This window comes from Streptomyces xiamenensis, from assembly GCF_000993785.3.
GTDB classification, from domain to species: Bacteria; Actinomycetota; Actinomycetes; order Streptomycetales; family Streptomycetaceae; genus Streptomyces; species Streptomyces xiamenensis.
In genome coordinates this window covers 2,128,029-2,153,258 of the sequence record NZ_CP009922.3, presented here as the reverse complement: position 1 = coordinate 2,153,258, position 25,230 = coordinate 2,128,029, and the positions used below count along the sequence as shown (strand labels likewise).

Sequence of the window (25,230 nt, the reverse complement as noted above, 5' to 3'; positions counted from 1 at the left end):
CAGGAGTGATCCCAGAGGCAACTGGGACGGAGTGGACAGCTCGGAGATAGGGTGACGGTTGCCCCGCACACCTCAGGGAATCCCGTGTCTGCCTCCGCACCCTCGCCGTTCGCCGCGTTGCGGTGCCCGCTGTGCGGGCAGCCGCTCGCCCACCGCGACACCAGCCTGCGCTGCCCGGGGGGCCACACCTTCGACATCGCCCGGCAGGGGTACGCGAGCCTGCTGACCGGCGGCAAGGTGCCCGCCGGTGCCGATACCCAGGCCATGGTCGCCGCCCGGGACGCCTTCCTGGCCGCCGGCCACTACCGTCCGCTGGCCGAGGCCCTCGCCACGGAGGCGGCCGGGGCACAGGTTCCCCCCGACGGGACCGTTCTGGACGCCGGAACCGGGACCGGCTACTACCTCGCCGCCGTCCTCGACGCGCTCCCCTCAGCGCAAGGAATCGGCCTGGATCTGTCCAAATATGCCCTGCGCCGCGCCACCCGCGCCCACCCACGGCTGGCCGCCGCCGTCTGGGACGTGTGGCGCCCACTGCCGCTGCCCGACCACCACGTCGATCTGCTGATCAACGTCTTCGCCCCGCGCAACGGCCCCGAGTTCCACCGCGTGCTGCGCCCCGGCGGCACCCTGCTGGTGATCACCCCCACCGCCCGCCATCTGTCCGGACTGCCCCGCGAGCGCCTGGGCCTGCTCGCCATCGACCCCGACAAGGAGGCGCGGCTGCGCCGCACCCTGGAGGGCCATTTCGAGCCCGCGGGCAGTCGCGTCGTGGAGTACCGGGCCGAACTGCCACCCGCCGACCTGGCCCGGCTGATCGCCATGGGCCCCTCCGCCCACCACCTGGACACCGACGCCACCCGCGCCTGGCTCGCCGAACACCCGGGCCCGGTGCCGGTCGTGGTCTCCGTCACCCTCTCCCGTTACGCCCCCCGCAAGGACTGATCCATCAGGCCGGGCCCGACGATCAGCCCCCGGTGGTTGGCCCATGCCTCGGCCGCCTCCGCCACGGCCTTGAGCCACGATTCCTCCGGCCGCCACTTGGCGAACGACCAGTACATGCGCGTGGTGGCAGCGGCGAAGGCGTCGATCGCCTCCGGGGCCGCGTCTTCCCACACCTTGCAACCGGCCGCCCACGACTCGGCGGACTCAGGACTGTGCCCGGATGACACGAGCTGCACGACGAGCATGCCCGGGTCGATGAATGCCGCCCCGCGCGTGGGCCATGACCAGTCCACCGCCCACGCGTCGCGTTCCCCAATGAGCAAGTTGCTCGGATTGATGTCCGTGTGCAGCAGGGCATCGCCTCGGAAGAGCGCAGCCTCTGTCTCATCGGCGGTGTAGCTGTCCCAACGCTCCTCGGTCCAGTCATGGGCCACTTCGGGAAGCCTGAGTTCGCCCATACGGTTGAGCAGTTCGATGATGACCGGGAGATCCGGGGAACCCGGCTTGAAGTTCGCTCGCCTGCCGTCCACGAAGTCGAACCCCGAAACGATCCACTCATCGTCCTCCGTCTGCCATCGCAGATCTGGCGAGATGGGCCGCACGAACGAATTGATCACCCGTTCCCGGATCATGGAGTCCTTGCGCCCCCCGGCCGGCTCCGGATCGCCTTGACGAAGAACGGACCGTTCTCACACTCGACCACAACCGTGACATCCGAGCTGTACCCGCGCGAGACGGGAGACCGGAGGCCCGTCAGCTCACCTGTGTACGGGAGAATCAGCGCTTCGAACTCAAGGTCGGAAAGCTCGCGTTTCATGTGTTCGTCAGTTCCTCGGGTCACAGCCGCTGAGCGGTCCCGGGCTGCACTCCTCATTGGGCGTACACCTGGGGCGGCACGCTGTATCGGGCTGGCAGGGCTGTTTGGGGTGGCAGTTGTTCTTGGGAGCGCAATCTTGCTTGGGTTCGCAGTTGCCCCAGTCCGCTCGGCGGGCCCTTGCCGCACCGACAGCGCTGCGAATGGACGCATTCGCCTCGGCCAGGGCGGCGCTGCTGAGGATAGCGTCCAATGGGACCTCCTGGACATTGCCGACGTTCAACCAGCCAGAGAAGACACAGGGGGAGACCTCCCCGTTCGGGCCGATGGAAGCTCTGCCGGTACCGCACTGGCCACAGAGGTTCGCCAGGTCGGATCTCCCCTCCCTCGCACCCCGCCCGAAGGGACGAACGTGATCGGCGCCGATCCTGGTCACCCCCAGGGACTCAAGATCTCGCCGGGCCGCGTCGATGATGTGGCCGCTGTCGCCGACAATGCCGGCACGCAGCTCGATGCCGAGCCCGAGGGCCTTCTCGATGTTCGCCCGGGTCCGGGCGTGGCTGCGTCGGCCGGTCATCGCGCTGTGCTGCTCGGCCCGGTCCGAGTAGTAGGAGGTCGCCACCGATACCCCGTGGCGTTGGAACAGTTCCCACCACTCGTCCGTGACGCGCACGAGATTGCTGTAGATCTCGGTCCGTAGGCCGAGGTCCAGCGCGTGACGGACCAGTTCCTCCGCGTCGGGGTGCATGGTCGGTTCCCCACCGATGAACTGGACGCTGGTCACCCCACTGGCAGCCGCTTGCTCGTGCCCGCTGGGAAACGGTTGAGGCGTGATCATGTCCTGGCTCCGGTGTCGGCCGGCCCCGTGGTGTCCGTCTCACTTCCTGCCTTTCGCAGCGGGAACGGAATGATCCCGCCCCTCTGAAGGTTGCCCTCCCGTACCGAGCCGCAGGAACAGGGAGGACGCCGCCGTGTCGGACGCCATCAGGGGAAGCAGCTTCGGGACGGCTCCCGTACCGCTGTCGGTGCTGGACCTGGCCACCGTGGGCAGCGGACGGACGGCGACCGAGGCGCTGGCCACCTCGGTGGAGCTGGCCAAGCTCACCGAGCGGCGCGGCTACCACCGGTTCTGGGTGGCCGAGCACCACTCGATGCCCGGTGTCGCCAGCTCGGCGCCCGCCGTGATCCTCGCCCACCTCGCCGCCCACACCGACCGCATCCGGCTCGGCTCGGGCGGCGTGATGCTGCCCAACCACGCCCCCCTGGTGATCGCCGAGCAGTTCGGCACGCTGGAGGCGATGGCCCCCGGCCGCGTCGACCTGGGTCTGGGCCGCGCCCCCGGCACCGACCAGGCCACCGCCGCCGCCCTGCGCCGGGGCCGCGCCGACGGCGCCGACGAGTTCCCCGAGCAGCTGGCCGAACTCGTCCGCTTCCTCGACGACGACTTCCCGCAGGGGCACCCCTATGCCCGCATCCACGCCGTCCCCGGCCCCATCCAGGGCCGGGTGCAGGGCGGGGTCCAGTCGGACCGCCGGCCCTCGGTGTGGCTGCTGGGATCCTCCGGGTTCAGCGCACAGCTGGCCGGCCGTCTCGGACTGCCCTTCGCGTTCGCCCACCACTTCTCCTCGGCCCACACCCTGCCCGCCCTGGAGCTGTACCGGCACACCTTCCGCCCCTCCGAGGTGCTCTCCGAGCCGTACGCCCTGATCGGCGTCAACGCCCTGGCCGCCGAGGACCGGCACGAGGCGTACCGGCAGGTCCTCACCGGCGCGCTGTCGATGGTGCGGCTGCGCACCGGCCGGCCGGGCCTGGTGCCCAGCCCCGAGGAGGCCGAGAGCTACCCGTTCAGCGCGATGGAGCAGGACGTGGTGGACGAGTGGCTGAGCAACGTCATCCACGGAACACCGGACGCCGTGCGTGAGGGCCTGGACGCGCTGGCCAAGCGCACCGGGGCCGATGAACTCATGCTCACCTCCATGGGCCACGGCGCCGAGGCCCGGCTGCGGAGCTACGAGCTGATCGCGGACGTCTACCAGCAGGGCTGATCCGGCCCGCCCTCAGTGGGCGGTGTCGGTGTGCCAGAGCAACTCCCCCTCCGCCGAACGGATCTCGACGTCGCCGGTGGTGCGGGCCGTGAGGACCGCCCCCGGGTGACCGGCGGTCGGGGTCGCCCAGATCGCCTCGCCCTCCTCGGAGAGCAGGGCGAGTTCACCGCTGGGCCGAAACTGCGCCAGCACCGCGCCGCTGTCGGTCGTGGAGCGCCAGCGTTCGTGCTCCCCCTCGTCGTGGACGGTGAGGTCACCGCTCTCCTGGAAGCGCAGCCGGGCCTTGCCCGAGCTGATCACCTCCCCGCGCCGCAGCGTGAGCGGCGCGGTGTACCGCTGGTCCTCCAGCGGCCCGCCGCCCACCGGAATCACCCCCTCCGCCAGCCACTTCAGGGCGGAGAGCGAGGGCACGAAGGTGTACAGCGCGCCCTCGGTGCGCACGAACTTCTTGAAGTCCAGCCGGTGGTGCCCCGACTCGCCGACCGGGAAGGACCCGGTGCCCTCGCCGCCGATCACCGGATCCCGGCCGACCGGGCTCTCCCGCTCGGGGAAGTCACCGGCCTCCACCCAGGTGCGCTGGATGAACTCGAACTGGGCGATCAGATCCGACTGGTAGCTGATGAACAGCAGCCCGCGCGCGGCGTCCCGGCCTCCTGCCTCGGCGGTCGGGCCGAACGGGATGCCCCGGCGCATCACCCGGCGGCCATCCAGGATGCCCTCCTGGGCCAGCGCCTCCTTGTCGTCCTCGGTGGCCTTGAGCCCGTCCCTGGGGTTGGTCTTGCGCAGGTGCGAGAACAGTGGGGTGACCCGCCCGTCCAGATCGTCCCCGAACGACACGTCGTTGGTCGGGGACGCGCAGGGCGGGAGCGGGGTGTCCCGGTCGGGTGAGTGCGGCAGCGGGGTGCCCGAGGGCCAGCGGCCCATCATCCGGGCCGCCATCCACTCCTTGGTGGCGCAGGGCGGCGCCGCGCCCACCGCGCGCAGGGCCCGTACATGCTCCTCGGCCTGCTCCCACCAGCCCTCGACATCCTGGGCGAGGCGCCGCACCACCTGGAAGGTGCCGTCCCGCATCCAGCCCGGCAGCCAGGTCACCACCCGGTGGTCCGGGGCGCGGCCGATGAGGAATTCTCCCGCGGCGATCAGCCGGGTGCCCGGCTTGCCCTTCTGATGGACCGGGTCCTGGGGATCGGGGGCGTCGAAACCCCGCACCCCGGGCTGGCTGATGCCGTCCCGGAAGCCGAAGTGCTCCTGTCCGCGCCGCGCGCCCGGCAGGGTGGCGGCGCGCTGCTCGAAGACGAGGAACACCTTGTGCCGTTCGCAGGCGGCCCGTTCCTCCTCCACGGCGGCGCGCAGCTCGCCCGGCCGGTCCGCGGCGAGGGTGAGCACCGCGTGCACCGGCTCCTGGTGGCCGGCGCCGAACAGCCAGTGCGCCGGGTCGCTCTCTCCCGTGTCGCCCAGCAGTTCCTTGCGCCGTGCACAGCCCTGCGCCAGCGCCTCCTGGGTGCTGCCGGCCGGCACGTCGGTGAGCGGATCGCCGCCGATCAGCTCGGCCAGCCCCGGGTAGGTGAGGGACACGCCCCGCCACACCGCCGCGGCGTGTAGCGGGTCGGCCCCCTCGGCGGTGCGCCGGGCCCGGCTGAAGGACTCGTTGAACGCCGTCACCTCGGCCGTCGTGGAGATCCGGTGGCGCAGCCGCCCGAGCCATTCCCTCGCCTGCCGCCGGTCGCCGAAGCGCAGCATCAGGAGCCGGACGTGGTCCTTCTTGAATCCGGCCAGGATGTCGCCCTGGATCTCGGTGCTCTCGCGCAGTGGCAGTTCGCTGTCGTCCGGGCTGTCGTCCCGTGCGGTGACCCGGCCGATGTCAGATTGGATGTTCGCCATCACACGCCCCCCGTGTGTCCATACCAGCCACCTCACGTGGTGACTGTGTGTCTCCCTTGACATGAAGGACGTTACCGAACGTGAGGGCAGTTGGGGTGATTCCCTCCCAGAATCACCCCAACGAGTGGCTACGCTATAGCTGATTGACGGCTGCGTACTCCTCCGCCAGCTCCGCGTCGACCTGATCCCCGCCCTGCGTACGCCAGGTCCGCACCGCCTCGTCCCACTTCTTCATCGAGTCGTGCCCCTGCACCACCGAGATCACCGTGTCCTCGAAGAGTTTGCGCATCCTGGTGTAGGGCCGCAGCGCGTCGCGCACCACGAGCCCACTGGTCAGCGGCGCGATCCCGGTCTCCACGTCCTGTGTCTGGAAGGCGTGCACCCGGCGCACCGCGTCCGGGTTGCCCGGGTAGAAGTGCACCGGCGGCGGCGCGGTGATGTACCTCACCGGCACTGTGCTCGGGTTCTCCGTCTTCGCCAGCTCCGTCAGCTCCAGATCGCCGTCCACCCGCTCGAAGTGCTCGCCCTCCACTCCGTAGTAGGTGCGCTCGTACTCCGTGGTCCCGAACGGCGCCGCCAGGTAGTTCATGATCCGCAGCAGCAGGGTGATCCGCTCCGGCGGCCCGGGCTTGAGCAGCGTGTACCCGTACGTCCCGCCGCTGAAGTGCGAGGTCGCCCCGGTGCCCAGGCCCGTCGGCGGGCGCAGCAGATCCACCGTGAAGGCGTCCCCGACCGCGATGTTCGCCGCCTGGTACCCGGGCAGGTTGTCCAGCTGGGCGCGCACCGTCCCGTTGAAGAACAGCGACTTCATCGTCTCGGTCGGCATCGTCGCCGTGCCCGGGTAGTACACCTTCTCCGTCACGTGCAGCCGCCGCGCGAACTCCACCGCCGCCCGGTACTCCTCGGTCAGCTCCGCCTTGACGAACGCGCCGTCCCGCATCCCGTACAGGTTCGGCGCCCCGTGCCACGACGACAGCAGCGGCACCCCGAACAGCCAGCCGCCCGAGGCCACCCCCAAGCCGTACTTCTTGCCGCCGGTGCCCCGCCTGAGGGTGTCGGTGAACTCCTCCGCCGTCCAGTCGTTGTACGCGCCCTCCGCGAGCCGCGTCATCTCCTCGCGGTTCGACAGGATCGCGGAGCCGGTGCGCGGCCGGGTGATGGGCACCCCCATGATCCGGCCACCCATCAGCCCCATGTCCCGCCAGGCGTAGGTCGGGAGGTTGGCCAGGTTCGGGTAGTCCCGCACGGCGGGGCCGCTCAGGTGCTCGCTCAGATCGGCCGCCACGTTCGCCGCGTAGTCGGCCACCCGCGGGATCCAGTTGCGCACCATCACCAGGTCGGGCATGTCCCCGCTGGCCATCATCGTGGCGAGCTTCGCGCTGAGGTTGCCGCTGGGCACCAGCTGGAGCTTCAGATCGACTCCGAGCGCCTCGTTGAGGGCGGCCCAGTAGCGGTTGGCGCCGGGTCCGCGCGGCGGCGCCTCGTACGTCTCCACCATCGCGGTCACCGTCTGGCCGTCGCCCGGCCGTTCGGGCACCGAGGACACCAGGCGGTCGGGGTAGCGCAGGAAGCCGGCGTCCACCCCGCGCGGGTCGGGCGGCAGATCGGGCCGCGGCCCCTCCACCGGTACGTACTCGGGCCACGGCACCGGTTCGGTGCCGGCGTTGCGGGCGCTGCGCACCTGCGAGGTGGCGCAGCCCACCAGCGCGGGCCCGGCGGCCAGCGCCGCCGAGGCGCCGAGCGAGCCGCGCAGAAAACGTCGCCGGGAGGGAGCGCCGGCACGGGGGTTCACGGTCATGTCCGCTCCTTCGCTCAGCTCTTGATGGCGCCGGTCAGCACGCCCTTGGTGAAGTACTTCTGGATGAAGGGGTAGATGATCAGGATCGGGATCACCGCGACGACGACCGTGGCCATCTGGTACGTCTGCGGCGCCGCGACCGCGCCGGAGTCGGAGAGCGCGTCGGTGGTGTTGCCGCCCAGGTTGGCGCCCTTGGTGACCACCGTCTGGAGCACCGCCTGGAGTGGCCACTTCGAGGAGTCGTTGAGGTAGAGGATCGCGGAGAAGAAGCTGTTCCAGTAGCCGACCGCGTAGAAGAGGCCGATCACCGCGATGACCGCCTTGGACAGCGGCAGCACGATCCGCAGCAGCACGGTGAGTTCGCCGGCCCCGTCGATGCGGGCGGCGTCGTACAGCTCCTGCGGCAGTCCCTGGAAGAAGCCGCGCATGATGACCAGGTTGAAGACGTTGATGGCCACCGGCAGGATCAGCGCCCAGTACGAGTCGAGCAGCCCCAGGCCCTTCACGACCAGGTAGCCGGGGAGCATCCCGGGCGGGAAGAGAAAGGTGAACAGCACCATCAGCAGCAGCGGTTTGCGCAGGCTGAAGTGCTCGCGGGAGAGCACGTAGGCCAGGGTGATGGTCCCGAACAGGCTGACCGCCGTGCCGACCACCGTGATGCCCACGCTCACCGCGAGCGAGCGGGTGATGGTGCCGCCGGAGAGGATGTCCTGGTAGGCCTGGAGCGTCGGTTCGGTGGGGAAGAGGACCCAGCCGCCGTTCTCCGTCACCTCGGCCGGTGAGGCGAGCGAGGTGGAGAACACCACCAGGATCGGCACGAGGATCAGCGCGCAGATGATGACGAGGGAGACCGCCTTGCCCACCTGGGTGAGCGGGTGCGGCTTCTCCATCCAGGAGGGGCGGCGTTCCCTGGGGCCCGCCACGCGGTCCGCGAGCGTGTGCCGGCTGTCTCGGTTCACTTGTATACCCCCTGCTCGCCCAGCCGGTGTGCGATCTTGTTGGCGCTGAAGACGAGCACCGCGCCGACGACGCCCTTGAAGAGACCGGCCGCCGCCGAGTAGCCCCAGTCGGCGCCGAGTACGCCCTGGTAGTAGACGAAGGTGTCCAGCACCTCGCCGGCCTCGGGGCCCACCGCGTCGCGTTGCAGCAGGATCTGTTCGAAGCCGACGGTGAGGATGTCGCCGAGCCGCATGATGAGCAGCAGGATGACGATGGGCCGGATCGCGGGCAGCGTGACGTGCCAGAAGCGGCGGCGCGGGCCCGCCCCGTCGAGGGCGGCCGACTCGTACAGGTCCTGGTTCACCTGGCTGAGCGCGGCCAGGAAGATGATCGTGCCCCAGCCGCAGTCCTTCCAGATGATCTGGACGACCATCAGCGGCTTGAACGCGTCGGGGTTGGCGAGCACATCGGTCACGAAGGCGACGTTGCCGCCGAACATCCCCGTCGGACCGAGCAGTTGCTGGAACAGCGCGACCACGATGACCCAGGACAGGAAGTGCGGCAGGTAGACGACCGACTGGATCAGCTTGCGGACGCCGCCGCGCGCCAGGCTGTGCAGCAGCAGCGCCAGGGCGAGCGGCAGCGGGAAGAAGAACACCAGTTGGAGCACGGCGATGGCCAGGGTGTTCCAGGCGGCCTGCCAGAAGGCGGCGTCCTCGAACATCCGCTGGAAGTTGTCCAGGCCGACCCAGGGGCTCTCCCACAGGCCCTGGAAGGGCACGAAGTCCTTGAAGGCGATGACATTGCCGAACAGCGCGGCGTAGTGGAAGACCAGGAAGTACGCGATGCCGGGGAGCGCGAGCAGTAACAGGGTGCGCTGGCCGCGCAGTTCCCTGCCCCATCGGGTGAGGCGGTCCGTCCGCGCGGGGGAGGCGGGCGGCGGGTCGGGCGGGTCGGCGGACGGGGCGGGGGAACCGCCGGCCCGCTCGATGGTGCTCGTCATCGAACACTCCCTCAGCTCGGTGCATCTACCCAACGGAACCAACGGATTCAAACGGTTCACGGAAGGTAGAGCGATTGCTGAGGGAGGTCAACAGTTCGGACAGAACTGCCTGTTGAGAGGCATAGCAAACGTGTTGCTGCGCTGGCCGGCCGCAGAGGCCCGCGGCCGGTCAGATGTCAGGAACGCACAGAACCGAACGGGCTCAGCCCGGCAGGCCCTCGAAGACCGCCGTCACCGGGGCGTGGTCCGACCAGCGCTCCCCGTGCGTCGCCGCCCGCTCCACGTACGCCTTGACGCACCGCCCGGCCAGGCCCCCGGTGGCCGCCAGCAGATCGATCCGCCAGCCCGCGTCGTTGTCGAACGCCCGGCCCCGGTAGGACCACCAGGAGTAGGGGCCCTCCTGCTCGGGGTGCAGCGCGCGCACCACATCGGTGTAGCCGCCCTCGGCCGCGAACACCCGGGTCAGCCAGGCGCGTTCCTCCGGGAGGAAGCCGGAGTTCTTCCGGTTGGCGCGCCAGTTCTTCAGGTCGGCCTCCTGGTGGGCGATGTTCCAGTCGCCGCACACCAGCACCTCGCGCCCCTGCGCGGCGGCACGCTCGCGCAGCCCGACCAGATACGGCAGGAAGGCCGCCATGAAGCGCTCCTTCTCCGCCTGCCGCTCGGTGCCCACCTCGCCGGAGGGCAGGTAGAGGCTGGCGACGGTCAGGCCCGGCAGGTCGGCCTCCAGATAGCGCCCCGAGTCCTGGAACTCCGCGACCCCGAACCCGGTGCGCACGGCGTCCGGCTCGCGCCGGGTGAGCAGGGCCACGCCCGCCCGGCCCTTGGCGGCGGCCGGTGCCCAGTACGCGTGCCAGCCGGCCGGCTCCCGTACCTCCTGGGGCAGCTGCTTCTCCTCGGCGCGCACCTCCTGGAGGCACACCACGTCCGCCTCGGTGGCGGCCAGCCACTCCCGGTAGCCCTTGGTGGCGGCGGCCCGCAGGCCGTTGACGTTGACCGTGGTGACGGTGTGCACAGTGAGTGCCCTCCCGGATGTTGCCCTGATGCGCGGGGTGCCGCGGATTCCGCGCGCGACCCTACGCCACCGACTCAGCCCCGGGACAACCCGGCCAGATGGTGATCAATCGCCGCAGGTGCCCGTACCGTCACGACCCTCCGGGTTTGTACGATGACCTGCATGAAGCTCGTCACCGCCCGCTTTGATCACCCCGACGCCCGGAAGCTCAACGACCGGGTGCAGGCGGAGTACGCGGAACGCTACGAGGACGAGGGTGACCTCACCCCGCTCGCCCCCGAGATGTTCGACCCGCCCGCCGGCCTGTACGTCCTGGCGTACGACGACGGCGGGGTCCCCATCGGCACCGGCGGCTGGCGCTCCCACGACGAGACCTCGCTCGGCGAGGGGTACGCGCTGGGCGACGCGGAGATCAAGCGGATGTACATCGTCCCCGAGGCCCGCGGGCACGGCTTCTCCCGGCTGATCCTGGCCCATCTGGAGGAGACCGCCCGCGCCGCCGGCCGGCGGCGGATGGTGCTGGAGACCGGCACCAAGCAGCCCGAGGCGATCCAGCTGTACGAGTCCAGCGGCTACGCCCTGGTGCCGGAGGGCGGCAAGTTCGGCTACTACCGCTTCCACACCAGCAGCCGCTGCTACACCAAGCCGCTCGCCTGACCGGGCGGCCCGGCCGGGCGAGCGGCTGATCGCAAGGGTGGATCAGCGCGCCATCGCCGGGGCCGGGGAGACGGGCGGAGCCTCCGCCACCGGGCCGCCCCGCCGGCGGCGGTGGTGCACCACGGCCACCGCGGCCAGCCCGGCCACCGTCCAGGTCATGAGCACCGCCAGTGGGTACGCCGCCCCCGCGCCGTCGAAGAACGCGACGTCGCGCAGCAGGGTCGCCCCCGAGCCGGTGGGCAGCAGCTGACCCAGCGTCCCGACCGGGCTCGGCAGCATCTCCGGCGCCGAGGTGGCACCCGACCACGGGTTGCCCAGCATCATCAGCAGCACCGCGCCGGCCCCGATGCCGCGCGGCCCCAGCAGCGCCGCCAGCCCGGCCACCGTCGCCCCGCCCGCCAGCGCCATCAGCCCCAGCGAGGCGGCCACCGTCCACCAGTTCCCGGCCATCGCGCCCAGCCAGCTGTGGCCGATCAGTGCGCCGGCCACCCCCACCAGGGCCGCCGTGCCGATCAGCGCCGCGATCGCGTACCGGCCGCGCAGCCGCAGCAGGGTGACCAGCGCGCCCAGGGCGATGCCCGCCATCGCCATCGGCAGCACGCTCACCCCGAAAACGGCGCCGCGCGGATCGCCGGCCGGGGTCGGTACGACATCGGTCACGGTGAGCTCGGTGCCCTCGGGCAGCCCCTGGGCGGCGACCTGCTCCAGCAGCTGGGCGACGGAAGGGCTCGCGGCGGACGCGGTCAGCAGTTCGGCGCCCCGCGGGCCGAGCACCAGCGCGCCGTAGACGTCGCGGTTCCCGATCGCGGCGGTGGCGGCCTCCGCATCCGGATAGGTGTGCACCTCGAACGCGCCGCCGCGCGCGTCGAGCCCGGCCACCACGGGGGCCGTCGCCTCGGCGGGGCCGGCCACGCCCAGCGGCAGGTCGTGAGGGGCGGTCCTGGCCACCGGCCAGGCGAAGGCCCACAGGATGAAGGTGATGGCGAGCGGCAGCGCCACCAGGACGGTGATCAGCTTCCGGGTCTGGGATGGCATGGCGGTGCTCCGGGATCAAAGAGAATGAGCATTCGTTTTACGACCGGGGCGCGACGCTTGTCAAGAAGGAACGTTCGTTTTAGGCTCGCCGGCGTGGCCCGTGTCTCGCAGGAACATCTCGATGCCCGCCGCCGGCAGATCGTGGAGGGCGCCGCGCGCTGCTTCGCGCGCGACGGCTTCCACGCCACGTCCATGCAGGACGTGCTCAAGGAGACCGGCCTGTCCGCCGGAGCGGTCTACCGCTACTTCCCCTCCAAGGACGCCATCATCGTCGCCCTCGCCCTGGAGGTTCTGGAACGGGTCGGCGGCTCCTTCTCCCGCGCCGCGGCCGCCGAGCCGCCCGTCCAGCCCGGGGACGTGCTGGCCGACACCCTGGAGGAGGTGCTCCAGACCCTCGACGTACCCCCCTCGCTGATCATCCAGGTGTGGGCGGAGACCCTGCGCAACCCCGAACTCGCCGCCGTCCTGCACCGGGGCATCAACGCGGTGATCGCCTCCTGGACCGCCATCGCCCAGAACTACCAGCGCCAGGGGCTCATGCGCGACGACGTCCCCGCCGAGCACGTCGCCCGTACCGTCGCCGCCTGTGTGCAGGGGTTCTTGATCCAGCGCGCGCTGCTCGCGCCCGATCTGCGGCCGGACGTACTGCGCGACGGTCTTCGGGGCCTGACCTCATTGACCCTAGACTGAGGCATTCGGAGGCGTTCCGATGGCGGAAGGTTCGTGGTGGGCACAACGGCGGGGCCGGCGGGCGGGCGTGACGGCGACCCGTCACCCGAACTGCTGACGGAAGCCGCCGCCGCCTTCGGGCTGCTGGCCTCCACCGCCCGGCTGCACATCGTGTGGGCGCTCGCCGAGGGCGAGAGCGATGTCAGCGGTCTCGCCGAACGCGTCGGCGGCACCCTGCCGGCCGTCAGCCAGCACCTCGCCAAGCTCAAACTCGCCGGTCTGGTCAGATCCCGGCGCGAGGGCCGCCGCGTCGTCTACCTCGTGGACGACCCCGATGTGGTCACCGTCGTACGGCTGATGGTCGGCCAGCTCGCCGACCGCACCGCGGGCCGCTCCGCGGTGCCCCCGGCGCCCCGGCGCGCGCATGGCCTGGGGATCTGAGGCGTCCGCGCGCCCCGCCGCGCCCCCGCAGCTCACCGCCGCCCGCCCGGACACCACCGATCCGGCCGTACTGAGCCGGCTGACCACCCTGGAAGTGCTGCGCGCGCTGGAGACCTCACCGCGCGGCCTGGACGAGCCCCGGGCCCAGCGGCTCCTGGAACGCTACGGCGAGAACACGCCTCCCACCGCCCACCCGCCCGGCCGGCTCCGCCGCTTCGCCCGCAGCCTGCGCGACCCGTTCAGCGCCGTCCTGCTCGTCCTGGGCGTGGTGTCCGCGGCCGTCTCCGCCTGGGCCACCGCCGCCGTCATCACCGTGCTGGTGGTCATCAGCTGCGTCCTGCGCTCCGCCGGCGAACACCGGGCCGAACGCGCCGCCGCCGGGCTGCGCGAACTGGTCGCCGCCACCGCGACCGTACGGCGCCGCCCCGCCCCCGGCGCGGAGCCGCGGGTGCGCGAGCTGCCGGTCGACCAGCTGGTGCCGGGCGATGTGGTGCTGCTGGGGCCCGGGGACGTGGTGCCCGCCGATGTCCGGCTGCTGCGCGCCACCGGGCTGACCGTGCACCAGCCCGCGCTCACCGGCGAGTCCGCCCCCGTCACCAGGAACGCGCGGGACACCCCCGACGCCCCGCCCTCCGGGGACCTCCCCGGGCAGCGGCACCTGTGCCTGCAGGGCGGCAGCGTGGCCACCGGCAGCGGTACGGGGGTGGTGGTCGCCACCGGCGCGGGCACGTTCTGGGCCCGGCAGTCCCGCCCGGTCCCGCGCCGGACCACCGGCGGCACCGTCTTCCACCAGGCTCTGGGCGGCGTCTCGTGGACCCTGATCCGGCTGATGCTGTGCGCCGCCGCGCTGGTGCTGGCCGCGCACACCGTGCTGCGCGGCCCGGCCCTGGACACCGTGCCGCTCGCGGTGGCCGTCGCCGTGGCCCTCACCCCCGAGATGCTGCCGGTGGTGGTGAACGTGTCGCTGGCCAGGGGCGCGGTGCGGCTCGCCCGGGAGCACGCGGTGATGGTCCGCCGGCTGCCCGCCCTGCACGACCTGGGCGCCATGGAGGTGCTGTGCACCGACAAGACCGGCACCCTCACCCGGGACCGGCCCGTGCTGCACAGCGCGCTCGACCCCTGGGGCCGGCCCGACCCCGAGGTGCTGGGCTGGGCGGCCGTCAACGCCCACTGGACGCTGCACCTGGCGGAGTTGCCCGCCCCCGACCCGCTGGACGAGGCCATCCTGCGGGCGGGCGGCCCCGGTGACCCCGACCCCGGCGATCCGTGCGGCCGGCTGACCGGCCTCGCCGCGCTGCCGTTCGACCCGGTACGCCGCCGGGCCACCGCCGTCGTCCGCGAGCCCGACCACCCCGGTACGCACACGGTGGTGGTGAAGGGCGCCGTGGAGGAGGTGCTGCCCTGCTGCACGCGCCTGCGTACGGAAGCGGGTGGGGAGCGCGCGCTGGACGAGGCGCGCCGGCTGGAGGTGCTGGCGCTCGCCGAGCGGCAGGCATCCGCCGGGCTGCGGCTGCTGGCCGTCGCCATGGCCCGCCGCCCCGGCCGGACCGTACCCGCCGGCCTCACCCCCGACTCCGCCGAACGCGAGCTGACCCTGCTGGGCTTCGTCGCCCTGCGCGACGAACTCGCGCCCGGAGCCGCCGAGGCGCTGTCCGCCCTCGCCCGCCAGGGGATAGCCGTCAAGGTGCTCACCGGCGACCACCCGGCCACCGCCGCCCGCGCCTGCCGTGACCTGGGCCTGGACCCGGGGCCGCCCGGCACGGTGGTCACCGGGGCGCACACCGAGACCCTCGACGACGCCGAGCTGGCCGAGCTGGCCGCCACCCGTACCGTTTTCGCCCGCTGCACGCCCGCCCACAAGGCCCGGGTCGTGGAGGTGCTGCGCGCGGCGGGGCGCCCCACCGGGTTCCTGGGCGACGGCGTCAACGACCTGCCCGCGCTGCACGCCGCCGATGTCGGCATCTGCCCGCTGGGCGCCGCCGACGTCACCCGGGCCGGGGCGGACGTGGTGCTGGCCGGCAAGGACCTCACCGCGATCGGTCGCGCGGTGACCTGCGGCCGGGACACCACCCGCAACATCACCACCTATCTGCGGGTGGTGCTCTCCTCCAATCTCGGCAACGTCATCGCGATGATGGTCGCCGGACTGCTGCTGCCCTTCCTGCCGATGCTGCCGCTCCAGGTACTGGTCCAGAACCTGTGCTTCGACGCCGCCCAGCTCGCGTTCGCCTTCGACCGGGCCGAGCCCCGGGCCGGGGCCCGCGATGGCCCCACCGTCCTGCGCCCGCGCGCCTTCACCGCGTTCGTGCTGCGCTTCGGCGCCCTCAACGCCGCCGCCGACCTGGGGACCTTCGCCGCGCTCGGCTGGCTGCTGAGTCTGCCCTCGGCGGCCGGCCTGGACACGCACGCGGTCTTCCACGCCGGCTGGTTCACCGAGAACCTGCTCACCCAGGCGCTGGTGATCTGGCTGCTGCGGCCGGGCTCCGCGCGCCGGATGCCGCCGCCCCTCGTGGCGGCGGTGGCGGGGCTCACCGCGATCGGGCTGCTGCTGCCGCTGTCGCCGCTCGCGCCCGCCCTGGGGCTGACCGCCACCCTGCCCGGCGCGTACTATCCGCTGCTGGGGGTGGTGCTCGTGGTGTACGCCGGAGCGCTGGGCTTCATCAGGGCGCGTTACCGGGGCGCCATTTCCATACTTTAGAGTTTGCGCAATCGGGGAACTGGTGTCCGTCCCAGGGCGTCGGATCGAACGACTCATGACGCGCGGAAATTCGTAACGGGGGAGCAGCGTGGCCGGCTCACATCGCTCGAAGAACGCGCCGACGCGACGCAAGCGCGGCACGGACGGCTCGGCGGGCGGGGGCAAGCGCGGCAAACGCGTGCTGCTGTGGACCGCGGGGGTCCTGGCCTTCCTCATCCTGGCCGGCGCCGGCGGCGTGTACTGGATATATCAGAAGCTCAACGGCAACATCACCTCCGCGACCATCGACGACAAGCTCGGCGAGGACCGCCCCGAGGACCTCAGCCCCGGCGCCAAGACCATCCTGGTGGCCGGCTCGGACACCCGTGAGGGCATGGACGAGTACGGCGCGGTCGAGGGGATGCGCTCGGACACCCTGATGATTCTGCACATCGCGGAGAACCGGGAGTGGGCCACCGTGGTGTCCATCCCGCGCGACTCCTGGGTGGAGATCCCCTCCTGCGACATGGGCGACGGGGTGATGACCGAGCCGCACCACGCCAAGATCAACGAGTCGTACGCGCTCGGCGGCATCAACGGCGACGCGGGCGGCGCGGCGGCCTGCACCATCCGCACCCTGGAGCAGAACACCGGGCTGCGCATCGAGAACTTCGTCTCCCTCGACTTCCTCGGCTTCAAGGACATGGTGGACGCCCTGGGCGGCGTGGACATGTGCCTGGACGAGCCGATCGACGACGTGAAGGCGCACGTCACCCTGGAGGCCGGCTGCCAGACGCTGAACGGCGAGGACGCGCTCGGCTTCGTCCGGGTCCGCTACAGCGTCGGCGACGGCAGCGACATCGGCCGCATCGAGCGCCAGCAGGACTTCATGAACGCGCTGGCCGAGAAGGCGCAGTCCAAGCTCACCAGCCCCACCTCGCTGTACGGGTTCATGGACGCGGTCACCAAGTCGCTGACCACCGACCCCGAGCTGGCCAGCCTGGACGCGCTGTACAACCTGGCCACTGAGCTCCAGGGCGTGCCGGCCGACAAGCTGACCTTCATCACGGTCCCCAACTACCCGCGTGAGCTGGACGTCCCCACCGACAAGGCCAATGTGGTGTGGGACTACCCGGCCACCGAGATGCTGTTCACCTCGCTCGCCAAGGACGAGGAGATCACCAAGGAGCAGCTGGAGCAGGCCGCCGAGTCCGCGCCGTCCCCGTCCGAGGTACGGGTGCGGGTGCTGAACGGCACCGGCACCACGGGACAGGCCGCCGAGGTCGCCGACCGGCTGCGGAACCTGGGCTTCCAGGTGGTCTCCACCGGCAACGCCGACCCGGCCGAGACCACCACCATCAGCTACCCGGAGGGCCTGGAGGGCCACGCGGACGTCCTGGGCTCGCGGGTGCCGGGGGCCGAGACCCGGCAGACCACCGACGATCTGCCCGGCGTGCTCACCCTGACCATCGGCGCCGACTTCGACGGCGTCCGGGGCTGACGGGGCCGGGGCGACGACGGTGAACCGCCGCAGGGCGAAGAAGCTGAGTGCCGCGCTGGTGGGCGCGGCCCGCTTCGGCACCGCCGCGGACGCGGCCCGGCCGCTGCGGCGCACGGTTCAAAAGCGCCAGCGGGTCTGACCGTAGACGCCCTTGCGGAAGCCGAAGGCGGTGGCCGGGCGCACCTCGAACGCCGCCGCCCGCGGCCCCTCCCCGGCCTCCGTCCCGGAGGCGCCCCCGCCCGGCAGCACCAGGAACCCGTCCCGCACGGTGAGGTGCCAGTCCGGACCGTACTTGGCGAGGAAGGCGTCCGCGACGGCCTGGAGCAGGGCATCGCCGGTGATCCGTTCGGCCCGTCCCTCGACCACCAGATCGGTGCCCCCGGTCAGGGAGTTGCACCCGGTGGTCAGCACGCAGGCGGGGTTGGCGGCGAGGTTGCGGCCCTTGCGCTCCTGCTCCCCGGTGGTGAAGTACAGCGCCCCGGCGTGGGTGACGGCCAGCACCGGGGTGACGTGCGGGGCGTGGTCCGGCCGTACGGTCGAGAGCCAGTAGAGCTCGGCGCGCTCCAGCATGGTCCAGGCCTCGGCCCAGGGCATGGCGCGCGCCCCCGGGCTGCTGTAGCGGACATCGAGCGAGGTCAGCGGCTCTTTGCGGGTGCTGGTCATGGTTCCACGGTGGACCGGGCCCGGCCGCCGCGCCACCGCGCGGCGGGAGCGCGCGCCCGCACACCGCTCGTGCCCCCCACCCGGAGGTGGAGGGCACGGCGCACGGAAGGGCCGCTGCGGTCAGGTGCCGCCCTGATCGTCCCGGTACCCCTGGTCCTGGTCGGAGCTGTTCTGCTGCCTGCCACGCTCGGGGTTCTGGTCCTGGTTCTGGTTCCGGTCCTGCTCATCCTTGTCCTTGTTCATGGCGTCCTTGGCACGCTGCTGAAGCTCGTGCGCCTTGTCCTTGAACTGGTCTCCGATGCCCATGAGGGCTCCTTCGCGCAATCGGCAGAAAGAAATGTCCGTTACATCCCTTTCGTTCACCGTCCCACGAACGGCCTCATCACGCATCCGGAGCAGCGGTACGGGGCGGCAGCACGGGGCGCCGCCGGTCCGGAACCTCCCGGTAGTCCGGCGGCGACACCGGCGGATGCCGCTCCAGCAGGTCCAGCGCCGTGCGCACCGCCGTGTCCAGCACCCCGTACCGGCCCTCCGCCCAGTCCAGCGGGGTCCGCCCGGAGGGAATGTCCGGCGCCACGCCCCAGTTCTCCACCCCCCAGCCGTAGCCCTCGAACCACGCCGCGTTCATCGGCACCGTGATCATCGTCCCGTCCCCGAGCCGGTGCCGCCCCGTGATGCCGACCACCCCGCCCCAGGTGCGGCTGCCGACCACCGGGCCCACCCCCTGCAACCGGAACACCGCCGTGATCATGTCCCCGTCGGAGGAGGTCGCCTCGTCCGCCAGCGCCACCACCGGACCGCGCGGCGCGTCCGAGGCGTACGAGACGGGCTGCGCGTTGCGGGTCAGGTCCCAGCCCACGATGGTGCGGGTCAGCTTCTCCACCACCAGCTCGCTGATGTGGCCGCCCGCGTTGCCCCGGACGTCCACGATCAGCGCCGGATACGCGAACTCGCGCCGCAGATCCCGGTTGAACTGCGCCCACCCCGAACCCCCCATGTCGGGGATGTGCACATAGCCGCACTTCCCGCCGGACAGCTGCCGCACCACCGCACGGCGCCGCGCCACCCAGTCCTGGTACCGCAGCGGCTGGTCGTGGATCAGCGGCACCACCGCCACCCGGCGGGTGCCCGCGCCGCCCTCCTCCGCGAACGTCAGCTCCACCGACGTGCCGCCGGTCGCCGCCAGCAGCGGATACGGGCCCGCCACCGGATCCACCGGGCGTCCGTCCACGTGCGTGAGCGCCGCGCCCTCGCGCACCCCGGTGCCCGCCAGCGGCGAACGCGCCTTGGGATCGGAGGACTCGCCCGGCAGGATCCGCGCCAGCAGCCACGCGCTGGCCTCCTTGGACCGGGTGAAATCCGCCCCCAGCAGCCCCTGCGCCCGCTGGTAGTGCCGCGGCCCCTCACTGCGCCGCGCCCCGGTCACATAGGCGTGCGAGGTGCCCAGTTCGCCCATCACCTCGCGCAGCAGATCGGCGAACTCGTCCGGCGTCGCCACCCGCTCCACCAGTGGCCGGTACTGCTCCAGCACCGCGTCCCAGTCGATGCCGCACATGTCCGGCTCCCAGAAGTAGGCCCGGACGATCCGGCCCGCCTCCGCGTACGCCTGCCGCCACTCCGCCGCCGGGTCCGCCTCGTGCACGATCCGGCGCAGATCCAGGAGCACCGTCGAGTCACCGTCGCCCAGCTCGGTGGCCGGCACCGCGCGCAGCTCGTCGTCCTCGCACACCACCATCCGCGTGCCGTCCGCGCTCAGCGCGAACCAGTCCACGTCCTCGGTCAGCTCGGTGCGCTTGGCCCGCACCGGATCGAAGTGCTCCAGTGTGGGCTTGCCCGAGGTGTCGTCCGGATTCAGGAACGTCTGGCCCAGCGCGCCCGAGATCGGCCAGCGCAGCCACACGAGGCCGCCGCCGCTGACCGGGCACAGCGCCGAGTACTTCGAGGCGGACACCGGGAAGGGCACCACCCGGCTGGCGAGGCCCTCCGCCTCCACCCGCACCGAGCCGTCGGCGCCGGTCGCGCTGCTCGTCTCGTCCGGGTCCAGGCCGCCGGCCGCCGGGCGCCCCTCGGGGGTGATCGCGAACGGGGAACGGGTCGCCGAGGACAGCGGGACCAGATAGGGGCGCGACCCCAGCGGGAAGGACAGATCGCCGCTGTGCACGTCGTACACCGGGTCGAAGCCGCGCCAGGACAGGAAGGCGAGGAAACGGCCGTCGCTGGTGAAGACCGGCTCCTCGTCCTCGAAACGGCCGTCGGTGACGTCCAGGACGGTGCGCTCGGACTCCGCCCACCGCGCGATCTTGATCTGGGAGAGCGAGCGGCCGATGCCGGGGTGCGCCCACGCCAGCCAGCGCGAGTCGGGGGAGAAGGCCAGATCGCGCACGGGGCCGTTGATGGAGCGGATCAGCTCCTGCGGCGTGGTCTCGTCCGGCTCCTCCTCCGCCTCCGGCACCGTCACGACCAGCAGCCGCCCGTCGTGCGAGGAGACCGCCAGCGTCCGGCCGTCGGGGGAGGCCACCAGCTCCAGTACCCGGCCCAGGTCCCCGGTGCGCAGCCGGCGCGGGTCCCGGCCGCCGCTGGCGCGCGGCAGATAGGCGATCTCGATGGCGTCGGCGCCGTCCGCGTCGGTGATGTACGCGATGCGGCCGGTGTCGCCCAGCATCTCCGGCAGCCTGACCCGTACCCCGGGGGTGGCGGCGATGACCCGGGCCGGGCCGTCGCGGTGGGTGAGCCAGTACAGGCTGCCGCGCACGCACACTGCGGAGGCCCGGCCGGTGGTGTCCACGGCGAGCGAGTCGACGTGGCTGGCGGTGGGCACCTGGTAGCGGCGGCGCCCGGCGCGCGGGCCGCCGAGCCGGATGTCCAGGCGGCGCGGTACGGCGGCCGGGTCGCCCAGGTCCGCGGCCAGCCACAGCTGGCCGGCGCAGCTGTAGATGACGCGCTCGCCGTCGGTGGCGGCCTGCCGGGCGTAGAACGCGTCGTGGTCGGTGTGCCGCCGCAGCCCGCTGCCGTCGGGGCGGCAGGAGTAGAGATTTCCGACCCCTTCGTGATCGGAGAGAAAGGCGATCCGGTCACCGACGAACATCGGGCACTCGATGTGGCCCGCGAGGTCCGGGAGGAGGCGCTCGCCGTGCAGCCACAGCTGCCCGGTCGCCCCGCCCCGGTAGCGCTTCCAGGCCGCCGGCTCGTGCGGTGCCTTGGCGGTCAGCAGCAGGGTGCGCCGCTCGCCGCCGCAGCCGCTGACCGCGATGTCGGCCACCGGGCCCCAGGGCAGCCGGTCGCCGGGCGCGCCGTCGAGCGGCACCTGGTAGGCCCAGGTGAAGTGGGAGAACGGCTGGTCGTGCGAGCCCACCGCCAGGATGCGCGGCTCCTGCGCCGGCGCGCCGCCCGGGTCCGCGGGGCTCTCGGGGGTCCAGCCGCACACCCGGGTGTCGGCCGAGCCCCAGTACGTCAGCCGGCGGGCCGGGCCGCCCGCGACCGGGGCGAGATGGATCTCCGGGTCCAGGGAACGCCAGGTGGTGAAGGCGATGTGCCGGCCGTCGGGGGAGAAGCGCGGAGGGCCGAGGCGGGTCCGGTCCACGGTCAGCCGCCAGGCGCGTTCGGTGCGGTGCCCCGGCGCGGGCAGCGGCGCGAGCCACAGATCGTCCTCGGCGGTGAAGCAGACCAGTTCACCGTTCAGATGCGGGAACCGCAGATAGCTGTCTACGTGCTCGGCTTCGTCGCTCACGTGTCCATGCTTCGGTGCAGCATGCCCCAGGGCAACTCGTGAAGGATCAGTTCATGTGATCTAGGCCACATTATGGCAACTTCTCTCATCCTGCCCGCCGGGGTCGGCGTCTCGTGGCATGAACTGACACTTCTCTTTCCTGCACACGCCCTGATACCCGGACAGGAGAACCTGCCCCGTGGCTACGTTTCTATACAAGCTCGGCCGCCTGAGTTTTCGGCGGCGCCGGTGGGTGGTCGCGATCTGGCTCGCGCTGCTGGTCGGCGTCGGCGCCGCGGCGGCCACCGCCGGCGACCCCGCCGAGGAAGAGTTCTCGCTGCCCGGGACCGAGGCACAGCAGGCGTTCGACCTGTTGGCGGAGGAATTCCCCCAGGCCAACGCCGAGGCCCTCACCACCAAGGTCGTCTTCCAGGCGCCCGAGGGCGAGACCCTCAACGACCCCGCCAACCAGGCGGCCGTCCGCGCCGTCACCGACCAGCTGGCCACCGGTGACAAGGTCATATCCGTCACCGACTTCTACGAGGGCGGCCAGCTCAGCCCCGACGAGACCATCGGCTACGTCGACGTCACCTACGACGGCTCCTGGGCCGATGTCGACAACGACATGCGCGACCAGTTCGCGTCCGCCGTCGAGGCCGGCACCGACGCGGGCCTGACCGTCCAGTCCAGTGGCGAGCTCGTCACCGCCGAGATGAACATGGGCAGCGGCGAGATCATCGGCGTCGTCGTCGCCGCCATCGTGCTGGTCATCACCTTCGGCTCGCTGGTCGCCGCCGGCCTGCCGCTGGTCACCGCGCTCATCGGCCTCGGCCTCGGCGTCGCCGGCATCGGCGCGCTCTCCGCCACCCTCGGCCTGACCGAGATGACCGGCATCCTCGCCACCATGATCGGCCTCGCGGTCGGCATCGACTACGCCCTGTTCATCGCCTCCCGCTACCGCGCCGAGCTGATGGCGGGACACAGCCGCGAGGAAGCGGTCGGCCGGGCCGCCGGCACCGCCGGATCCGCCGTCGTCTTCGCCGGCCTGACCGTGGTCATCGCGCTCTCCGGCCTGGCCGTGGTCGGCATCCCGATCCTCACCAAGATGGGTCTGGCCGCCGCCGCCACCGTCGTCGTGGCCGTCCTCGTCGCCCTCACCCTGGTGCCCGCCGCGCTCGGCATCATCGGCAAGCGGATCTTCGGCAGGAAGCACCGCGCGCAGAACCCCGAGACCGGAGTGCCCACCACCCTCGGCCGCACGGGCGAGGAGGGCAAGGAGAACTTCGGCACCCGCTGGGCCAAGGGCGTGCTGCGCCGCCCCGTCCTGGTGCTGGTCGCCTCGGTCGCCGGTCTCGGCCTCATGGCCGCCCCGGTCGCCAGCCTGGAACTGGGCCTGCCCGACAACGGGACCGCCGCCACGGACACCACCCAGCGTCAGGCGTACGAGCTGCTCTCCGAGGGCTTCGGCCCCGGCTTCAACGGTCCGCTGATGATCGTCCTGGAGGCGCCGGACGGCGGCGACGTGATGGGGTCCGCCGACACCATCGCCGAGGCCATCAGCGGCCTGGACGACGTGGTCGCCACCGCGCCCGCGTTCCCGAACGAGGCCGGCAACGTCGCGATGATGTCGGTCTTCCCCGGCAGCGGTCCCTCCAGCGCGGAGACCACCGACCTGGTCTCCGAGATCCGCAGCGACCTCGCCCCGCAGCTGGAGGCCGAGACCGGCGTGAACATCCTGGTCTCGGGCCAGACCGCCGCGCAGAGCGACTTCTCGCAGGTGCTTTCGGACGCGCTGGTCCCGTACCTGGCGCTGGTCGTCGGCCTCGCGTTCATCCTGCTGATGCTGGTCTTCCGCTCCGTGCTGGTGCCGCTGAAGGCAGCCCTGGGCTTCCTGCTCTCGGTGCTCGCCTCCCTGGGCGCCGTGGTCGCGGTCTACCAGTGGGGCTGGCTGGGCGCGTTCGGCGCCGAACCGCAGCCGATCATGTCCATGATGCCGATCTTCATGATCGGTGTGGTCTTCGGTCTCGCCATGGACTACGAGGTCTTCCTCGTGACCCGGATGCGCGAGGCCCACGTCCACGGCGAATCCCCGCACCAGGCGATCGTCACCGGCTTCAACCTCAACGCCCGGGTGGTCACCGCCGCCGGCATCATCATGATCTCGGTCTTCGCCGGCTTCATGACGATGGGCGAGTCCATGGTCATGATGATGGGCTTCGGCCTCGCGATGGCGATCCTGCTGGACGCCTTCGTGGTCCGGATGACGATCGTGCCCGCCGTGATGGGCCTGCTGGGCGAGCGCGCCTGGTGGATGCCCAAGTGGCTGGACCGCATCCTGCCCAACGTCGACGTCGAGGGCGAGACGCTGGAGAAGTACCTGGAGTCCACCGGCAAGGGGCGTCAGGCCGCCACCGCCAAGGAGCCCGAGCCGGCCGGCGTCAGCTGACCGTCCCGGAGATCCGGACCCCGGGAGACCGGAGCGAACGGAGCCCGGCCGTCCGTACCCGCGTGGTACGGGTGGCCGGGCTCCGGCCGTTCGCGGCTGGTTTTCCCTGGTACGTCCCGGGCCCCTGGGCTAGCATCGGCAGCCGGCGACCCCGGGAGGGACCAGGATGCGACGCATCGTCACCACGGCCGCCCTCGTCCTGGCCCTGGCCGCCGCCACGGCCGGCCAGGGGCACGCGGACCCCGCCCCGGGCAGCGGAGCCTGTGTCCCCGAAGCAGACCTGGACACGGCGACCGGGCCGGGCACCGACCACGTGCTCGCCCTGGTGGACACCCTGCGCGCGGACGGCGCGGACGACCTCGCGGTCGACGCCGAACTGGCCGCCCGCGCCTGCCTGGTACGCGCCACCGCCGCCGGAGCCCCGATCCCCGACGCCGACCTGATCGACCTCGCCGCACCCGACGTGTACGTCATCACCACCGTGGGCGGCGTCGACCGCTGGGTGGCGATCAGCGCCTGGCAGTGGCAGGAGACCCCGGGCTATCCGATGCGCGGCGAACAGGGCGTCGCCACCTGGTTCGACGGCGAGATCCGGCCCATCCTCCAGGTGATCCACCACGGCGGCACCACCCCCGCCTTCCCCAGCGTCAGCCGTGAGGACGCCGCCGTCGTCAACGGCCACGGCGTGGGCTTCCTGCTGACGCCGCGGCAGAACGCGACCGACACGGATGTCGCCACCGGCCGCACCGCCCTGGTCTTCGAAGGCACCGGCGGCTGCCGGGACATCACCGTCCGCTCCGCCTTCGCCCACACCTGGAACGACACCGGAATCAGCGGTCTGACCGTCGACGCCGAGGGCCCGGCCTTCGGCTGGACCTCCACCGAAGACCGGGCCCTCGCCCTCAGCCCGCCCACCACCGTGGGCGTCGACTGCTGAACATCGCGCCCCCACGGGGGCGCGCCGCCTTCCGTACCCGTCCCGCCGTCCGGCGCGACGGGCC

General features: G+C 72.1%; 20 protein-coding genes. 9 read left to right on the top strand and 11 right to left on the bottom strand.

The window, feature by feature from the left end:
- Positions 1 to 84 precede the first annotated feature (84 nt).
- Positions 85 to 942, top strand: coding sequence for a putative RNA methyltransferase (locus SXIM_RS09695; RefSeq protein ID WP_053116152.1), 858 nt, complete (start codon positions 85 to 87; stop codon positions 940 to 942).
- Here SXIM_RS09695 and SXIM_RS09690 read toward each other — a convergent pair.
- Positions 921 to 1,574: a protein kinase gene (locus SXIM_RS09690; RefSeq protein ID WP_078846880.1), complete on the bottom strand. Its 654-nt coding sequence runs from the start codon at positions 1,572 to 1,574 to the stop codon at positions 921 to 923. The genes SXIM_RS09695 and SXIM_RS09690 overlap by 22 nt on opposite strands.
- Before the next feature lie 192 nt (positions 1,575 to 1,766).
- Positions 1,767 to 2,594 (bottom strand): radical SAM/SPASM domain-containing protein, encoded by an 828-nt coding sequence (locus SXIM_RS09685; RefSeq protein ID WP_046723650.1) that lies wholly within the window; start codon positions 2,592 to 2,594, stop codon positions 1,767 to 1,769.
- Positions 2,595 to 2,727: 133 nt separating this feature from the next.
- Between SXIM_RS09685 and SXIM_RS09680 the strand changes: the two genes are divergently transcribed.
- On the top strand, positions 2,728 to 3,801 hold the full coding sequence (locus SXIM_RS09680) for an LLM class flavin-dependent oxidoreductase (protein ID WP_043178264.1): 1,074 nt from the start codon (positions 2,728 to 2,730) through the stop codon (positions 3,799 to 3,801).
- A 12-nt stretch (positions 3,802 to 3,813) separates the two neighbouring features.
- Here the strand turns inward: SXIM_RS09680 and SXIM_RS09675 are convergent, their stop codons facing one another.
- The 5 genes from SXIM_RS09675 to SXIM_RS09655 form a co-directional block, all read right to left on the bottom strand.
- Entirely contained in the window at positions 3,814 to 5,682 is a 1,869-nt protein-coding gene (locus SXIM_RS09675; protein WP_052385400.1) for a Dyp-type peroxidase, read from the bottom strand.
- Positions 5,683 to 5,815: 133 nt separating this feature from the next.
- On the bottom strand, positions 5,816 to 7,480 hold the full coding sequence (locus tag SXIM_RS09670) for an extracellular solute-binding protein (RefSeq protein ID WP_053116151.1): 1,665 nt from the start codon (positions 7,478 to 7,480) through the stop codon (positions 5,816 to 5,818).
- Between the two features lie 14 nt (positions 7,481 to 7,494).
- On the bottom strand, positions 7,495 to 8,370 hold the full coding sequence (locus tag SXIM_RS09665) for a carbohydrate ABC transporter permease (protein WP_030735987.1): 876 nt from the start codon (positions 8,368 to 8,370) through the stop codon (positions 7,495 to 7,497).
- 65 nt (positions 8,371 to 8,435) lie between these two features.
- Positions 8,436 to 9,422: an ABC transporter permease gene (locus tag SXIM_RS09660; RefSeq protein ID WP_078635725.1), complete on the bottom strand. Its 987-nt coding sequence runs from the start codon at positions 9,420 to 9,422 to the stop codon at positions 8,436 to 8,438.
- A gap of 202 nt (positions 9,423 to 9,624) precedes the next feature.
- Complete coding sequence (locus SXIM_RS09655) at positions 9,625 to 10,434, bottom strand: exodeoxyribonuclease III (RefSeq protein ID WP_030735981.1); 810 nt, start codon at positions 10,432 to 10,434, stop codon at positions 9,625 to 9,627.
- A gap of 162 nt (positions 10,435 to 10,596) precedes the next feature.
- On the opposite strand from SXIM_RS09655, the gene SXIM_RS09650 reads away from it, so the two are divergent.
- Complete coding sequence (locus tag SXIM_RS09650; protein WP_030735977.1) at positions 10,597 to 11,091, top strand: GNAT family N-acetyltransferase; 495 nt, start codon at positions 10,597 to 10,599, stop codon at positions 11,089 to 11,091.
- Between the two features lie 42 nt (positions 11,092 to 11,133).
- On the opposite strand, the gene SXIM_RS09645 is transcribed toward SXIM_RS09650, so the two are convergent.
- Complete coding sequence (locus tag SXIM_RS09645; protein ID WP_030735973.1) at positions 11,134 to 12,126, bottom strand: ABC transporter permease; 993 nt, start codon at positions 12,124 to 12,126, stop codon at positions 11,134 to 11,136.
- 93 nt (positions 12,127 to 12,219) lie between these two features.
- Between SXIM_RS09645 and SXIM_RS09640 the strand changes: the two genes are divergently transcribed.
- From SXIM_RS09640 to SXIM_RS09625, 4 genes are all read left to right on the top strand, one after another.
- Complete coding sequence (locus SXIM_RS09640; protein ID WP_030735971.1) at positions 12,220 to 12,816, top strand: TetR/AcrR family transcriptional regulator; 597 nt, start codon at positions 12,220 to 12,222, stop codon at positions 12,814 to 12,816.
- Between the two features lie 33 nt (positions 12,817 to 12,849).
- Entirely contained in the window at positions 12,850 to 13,236 is a 387-nt protein-coding gene (locus SXIM_RS09635; protein ID WP_375878572.1) for an ArsR/SmtB family transcription factor, read from the top strand.
- Positions 13,220 to 15,934 (top strand): magnesium-translocating P-type ATPase, encoded by a 2,715-nt coding sequence (gene mgtA, locus SXIM_RS09630; RefSeq protein WP_030735964.1) that lies wholly within the window; start codon positions 13,220 to 13,222, stop codon positions 15,932 to 15,934. Before SXIM_RS09635 ends, mgtA begins: the two co-directional genes overlap by 17 nt.
- Positions 15,935 to 16,022: 88 nt before the next feature.
- On the top strand, positions 16,023 to 17,414 hold the full coding sequence (locus tag SXIM_RS09625) for an LCP family protein (RefSeq protein ID WP_174864311.1): 1,392 nt from the start codon (positions 16,023 to 16,025) through the stop codon (positions 17,412 to 17,414).
- A gap of 117 nt (positions 17,415 to 17,531) precedes the next feature.
- On the opposite strand, the gene SXIM_RS09620 is transcribed toward SXIM_RS09625, so the two are convergent.
- The 3 genes from SXIM_RS09620 to SXIM_RS09610 form a co-directional block, all read right to left on the bottom strand.
- On the bottom strand, positions 17,532 to 18,077 hold the full coding sequence (locus SXIM_RS09620) for a pyridoxamine 5'-phosphate oxidase family protein (RefSeq protein WP_030735958.1): 546 nt from the start codon (positions 18,075 to 18,077) through the stop codon (positions 17,532 to 17,534).
- Between the two features lie 120 nt (positions 18,078 to 18,197).
- Positions 18,198 to 18,383: a hypothetical protein gene (locus SXIM_RS09615; RefSeq protein WP_030735953.1), complete on the bottom strand. Its 186-nt coding sequence runs from the start codon at positions 18,381 to 18,383 to the stop codon at positions 18,198 to 18,200.
- Positions 18,384 to 18,459: 76 nt separating this feature from the next.
- Positions 18,460 to 21,804, bottom strand: a complete 3,345-nt coding sequence (locus tag SXIM_RS09610; RefSeq protein ID WP_046723648.1) for a S41 family peptidase — start codon at positions 21,802 to 21,804, stop codon at positions 18,460 to 18,462.
- A 178-nt stretch (positions 21,805 to 21,982) separates the two neighbouring features.
- Here SXIM_RS09610 and SXIM_RS09605 point away from each other — a divergent pair, with 178 nt between their 5' ends.
- Complete coding sequence (locus tag SXIM_RS09605; protein ID WP_030735947.1) at positions 21,983 to 24,229, top strand: MMPL family transporter; 2,247 nt, start codon at positions 21,983 to 21,985, stop codon at positions 24,227 to 24,229.
- Between the two features lie 166 nt (positions 24,230 to 24,395).
- Complete coding sequence (locus tag SXIM_RS09600; RefSeq protein WP_030735944.1) at positions 24,396 to 25,166, top strand: hypothetical protein; 771 nt, start codon at positions 24,396 to 24,398, stop codon at positions 25,164 to 25,166.
- The last annotated feature ends 64 nt before the right edge of the window (positions 25,167 to 25,230 follow it).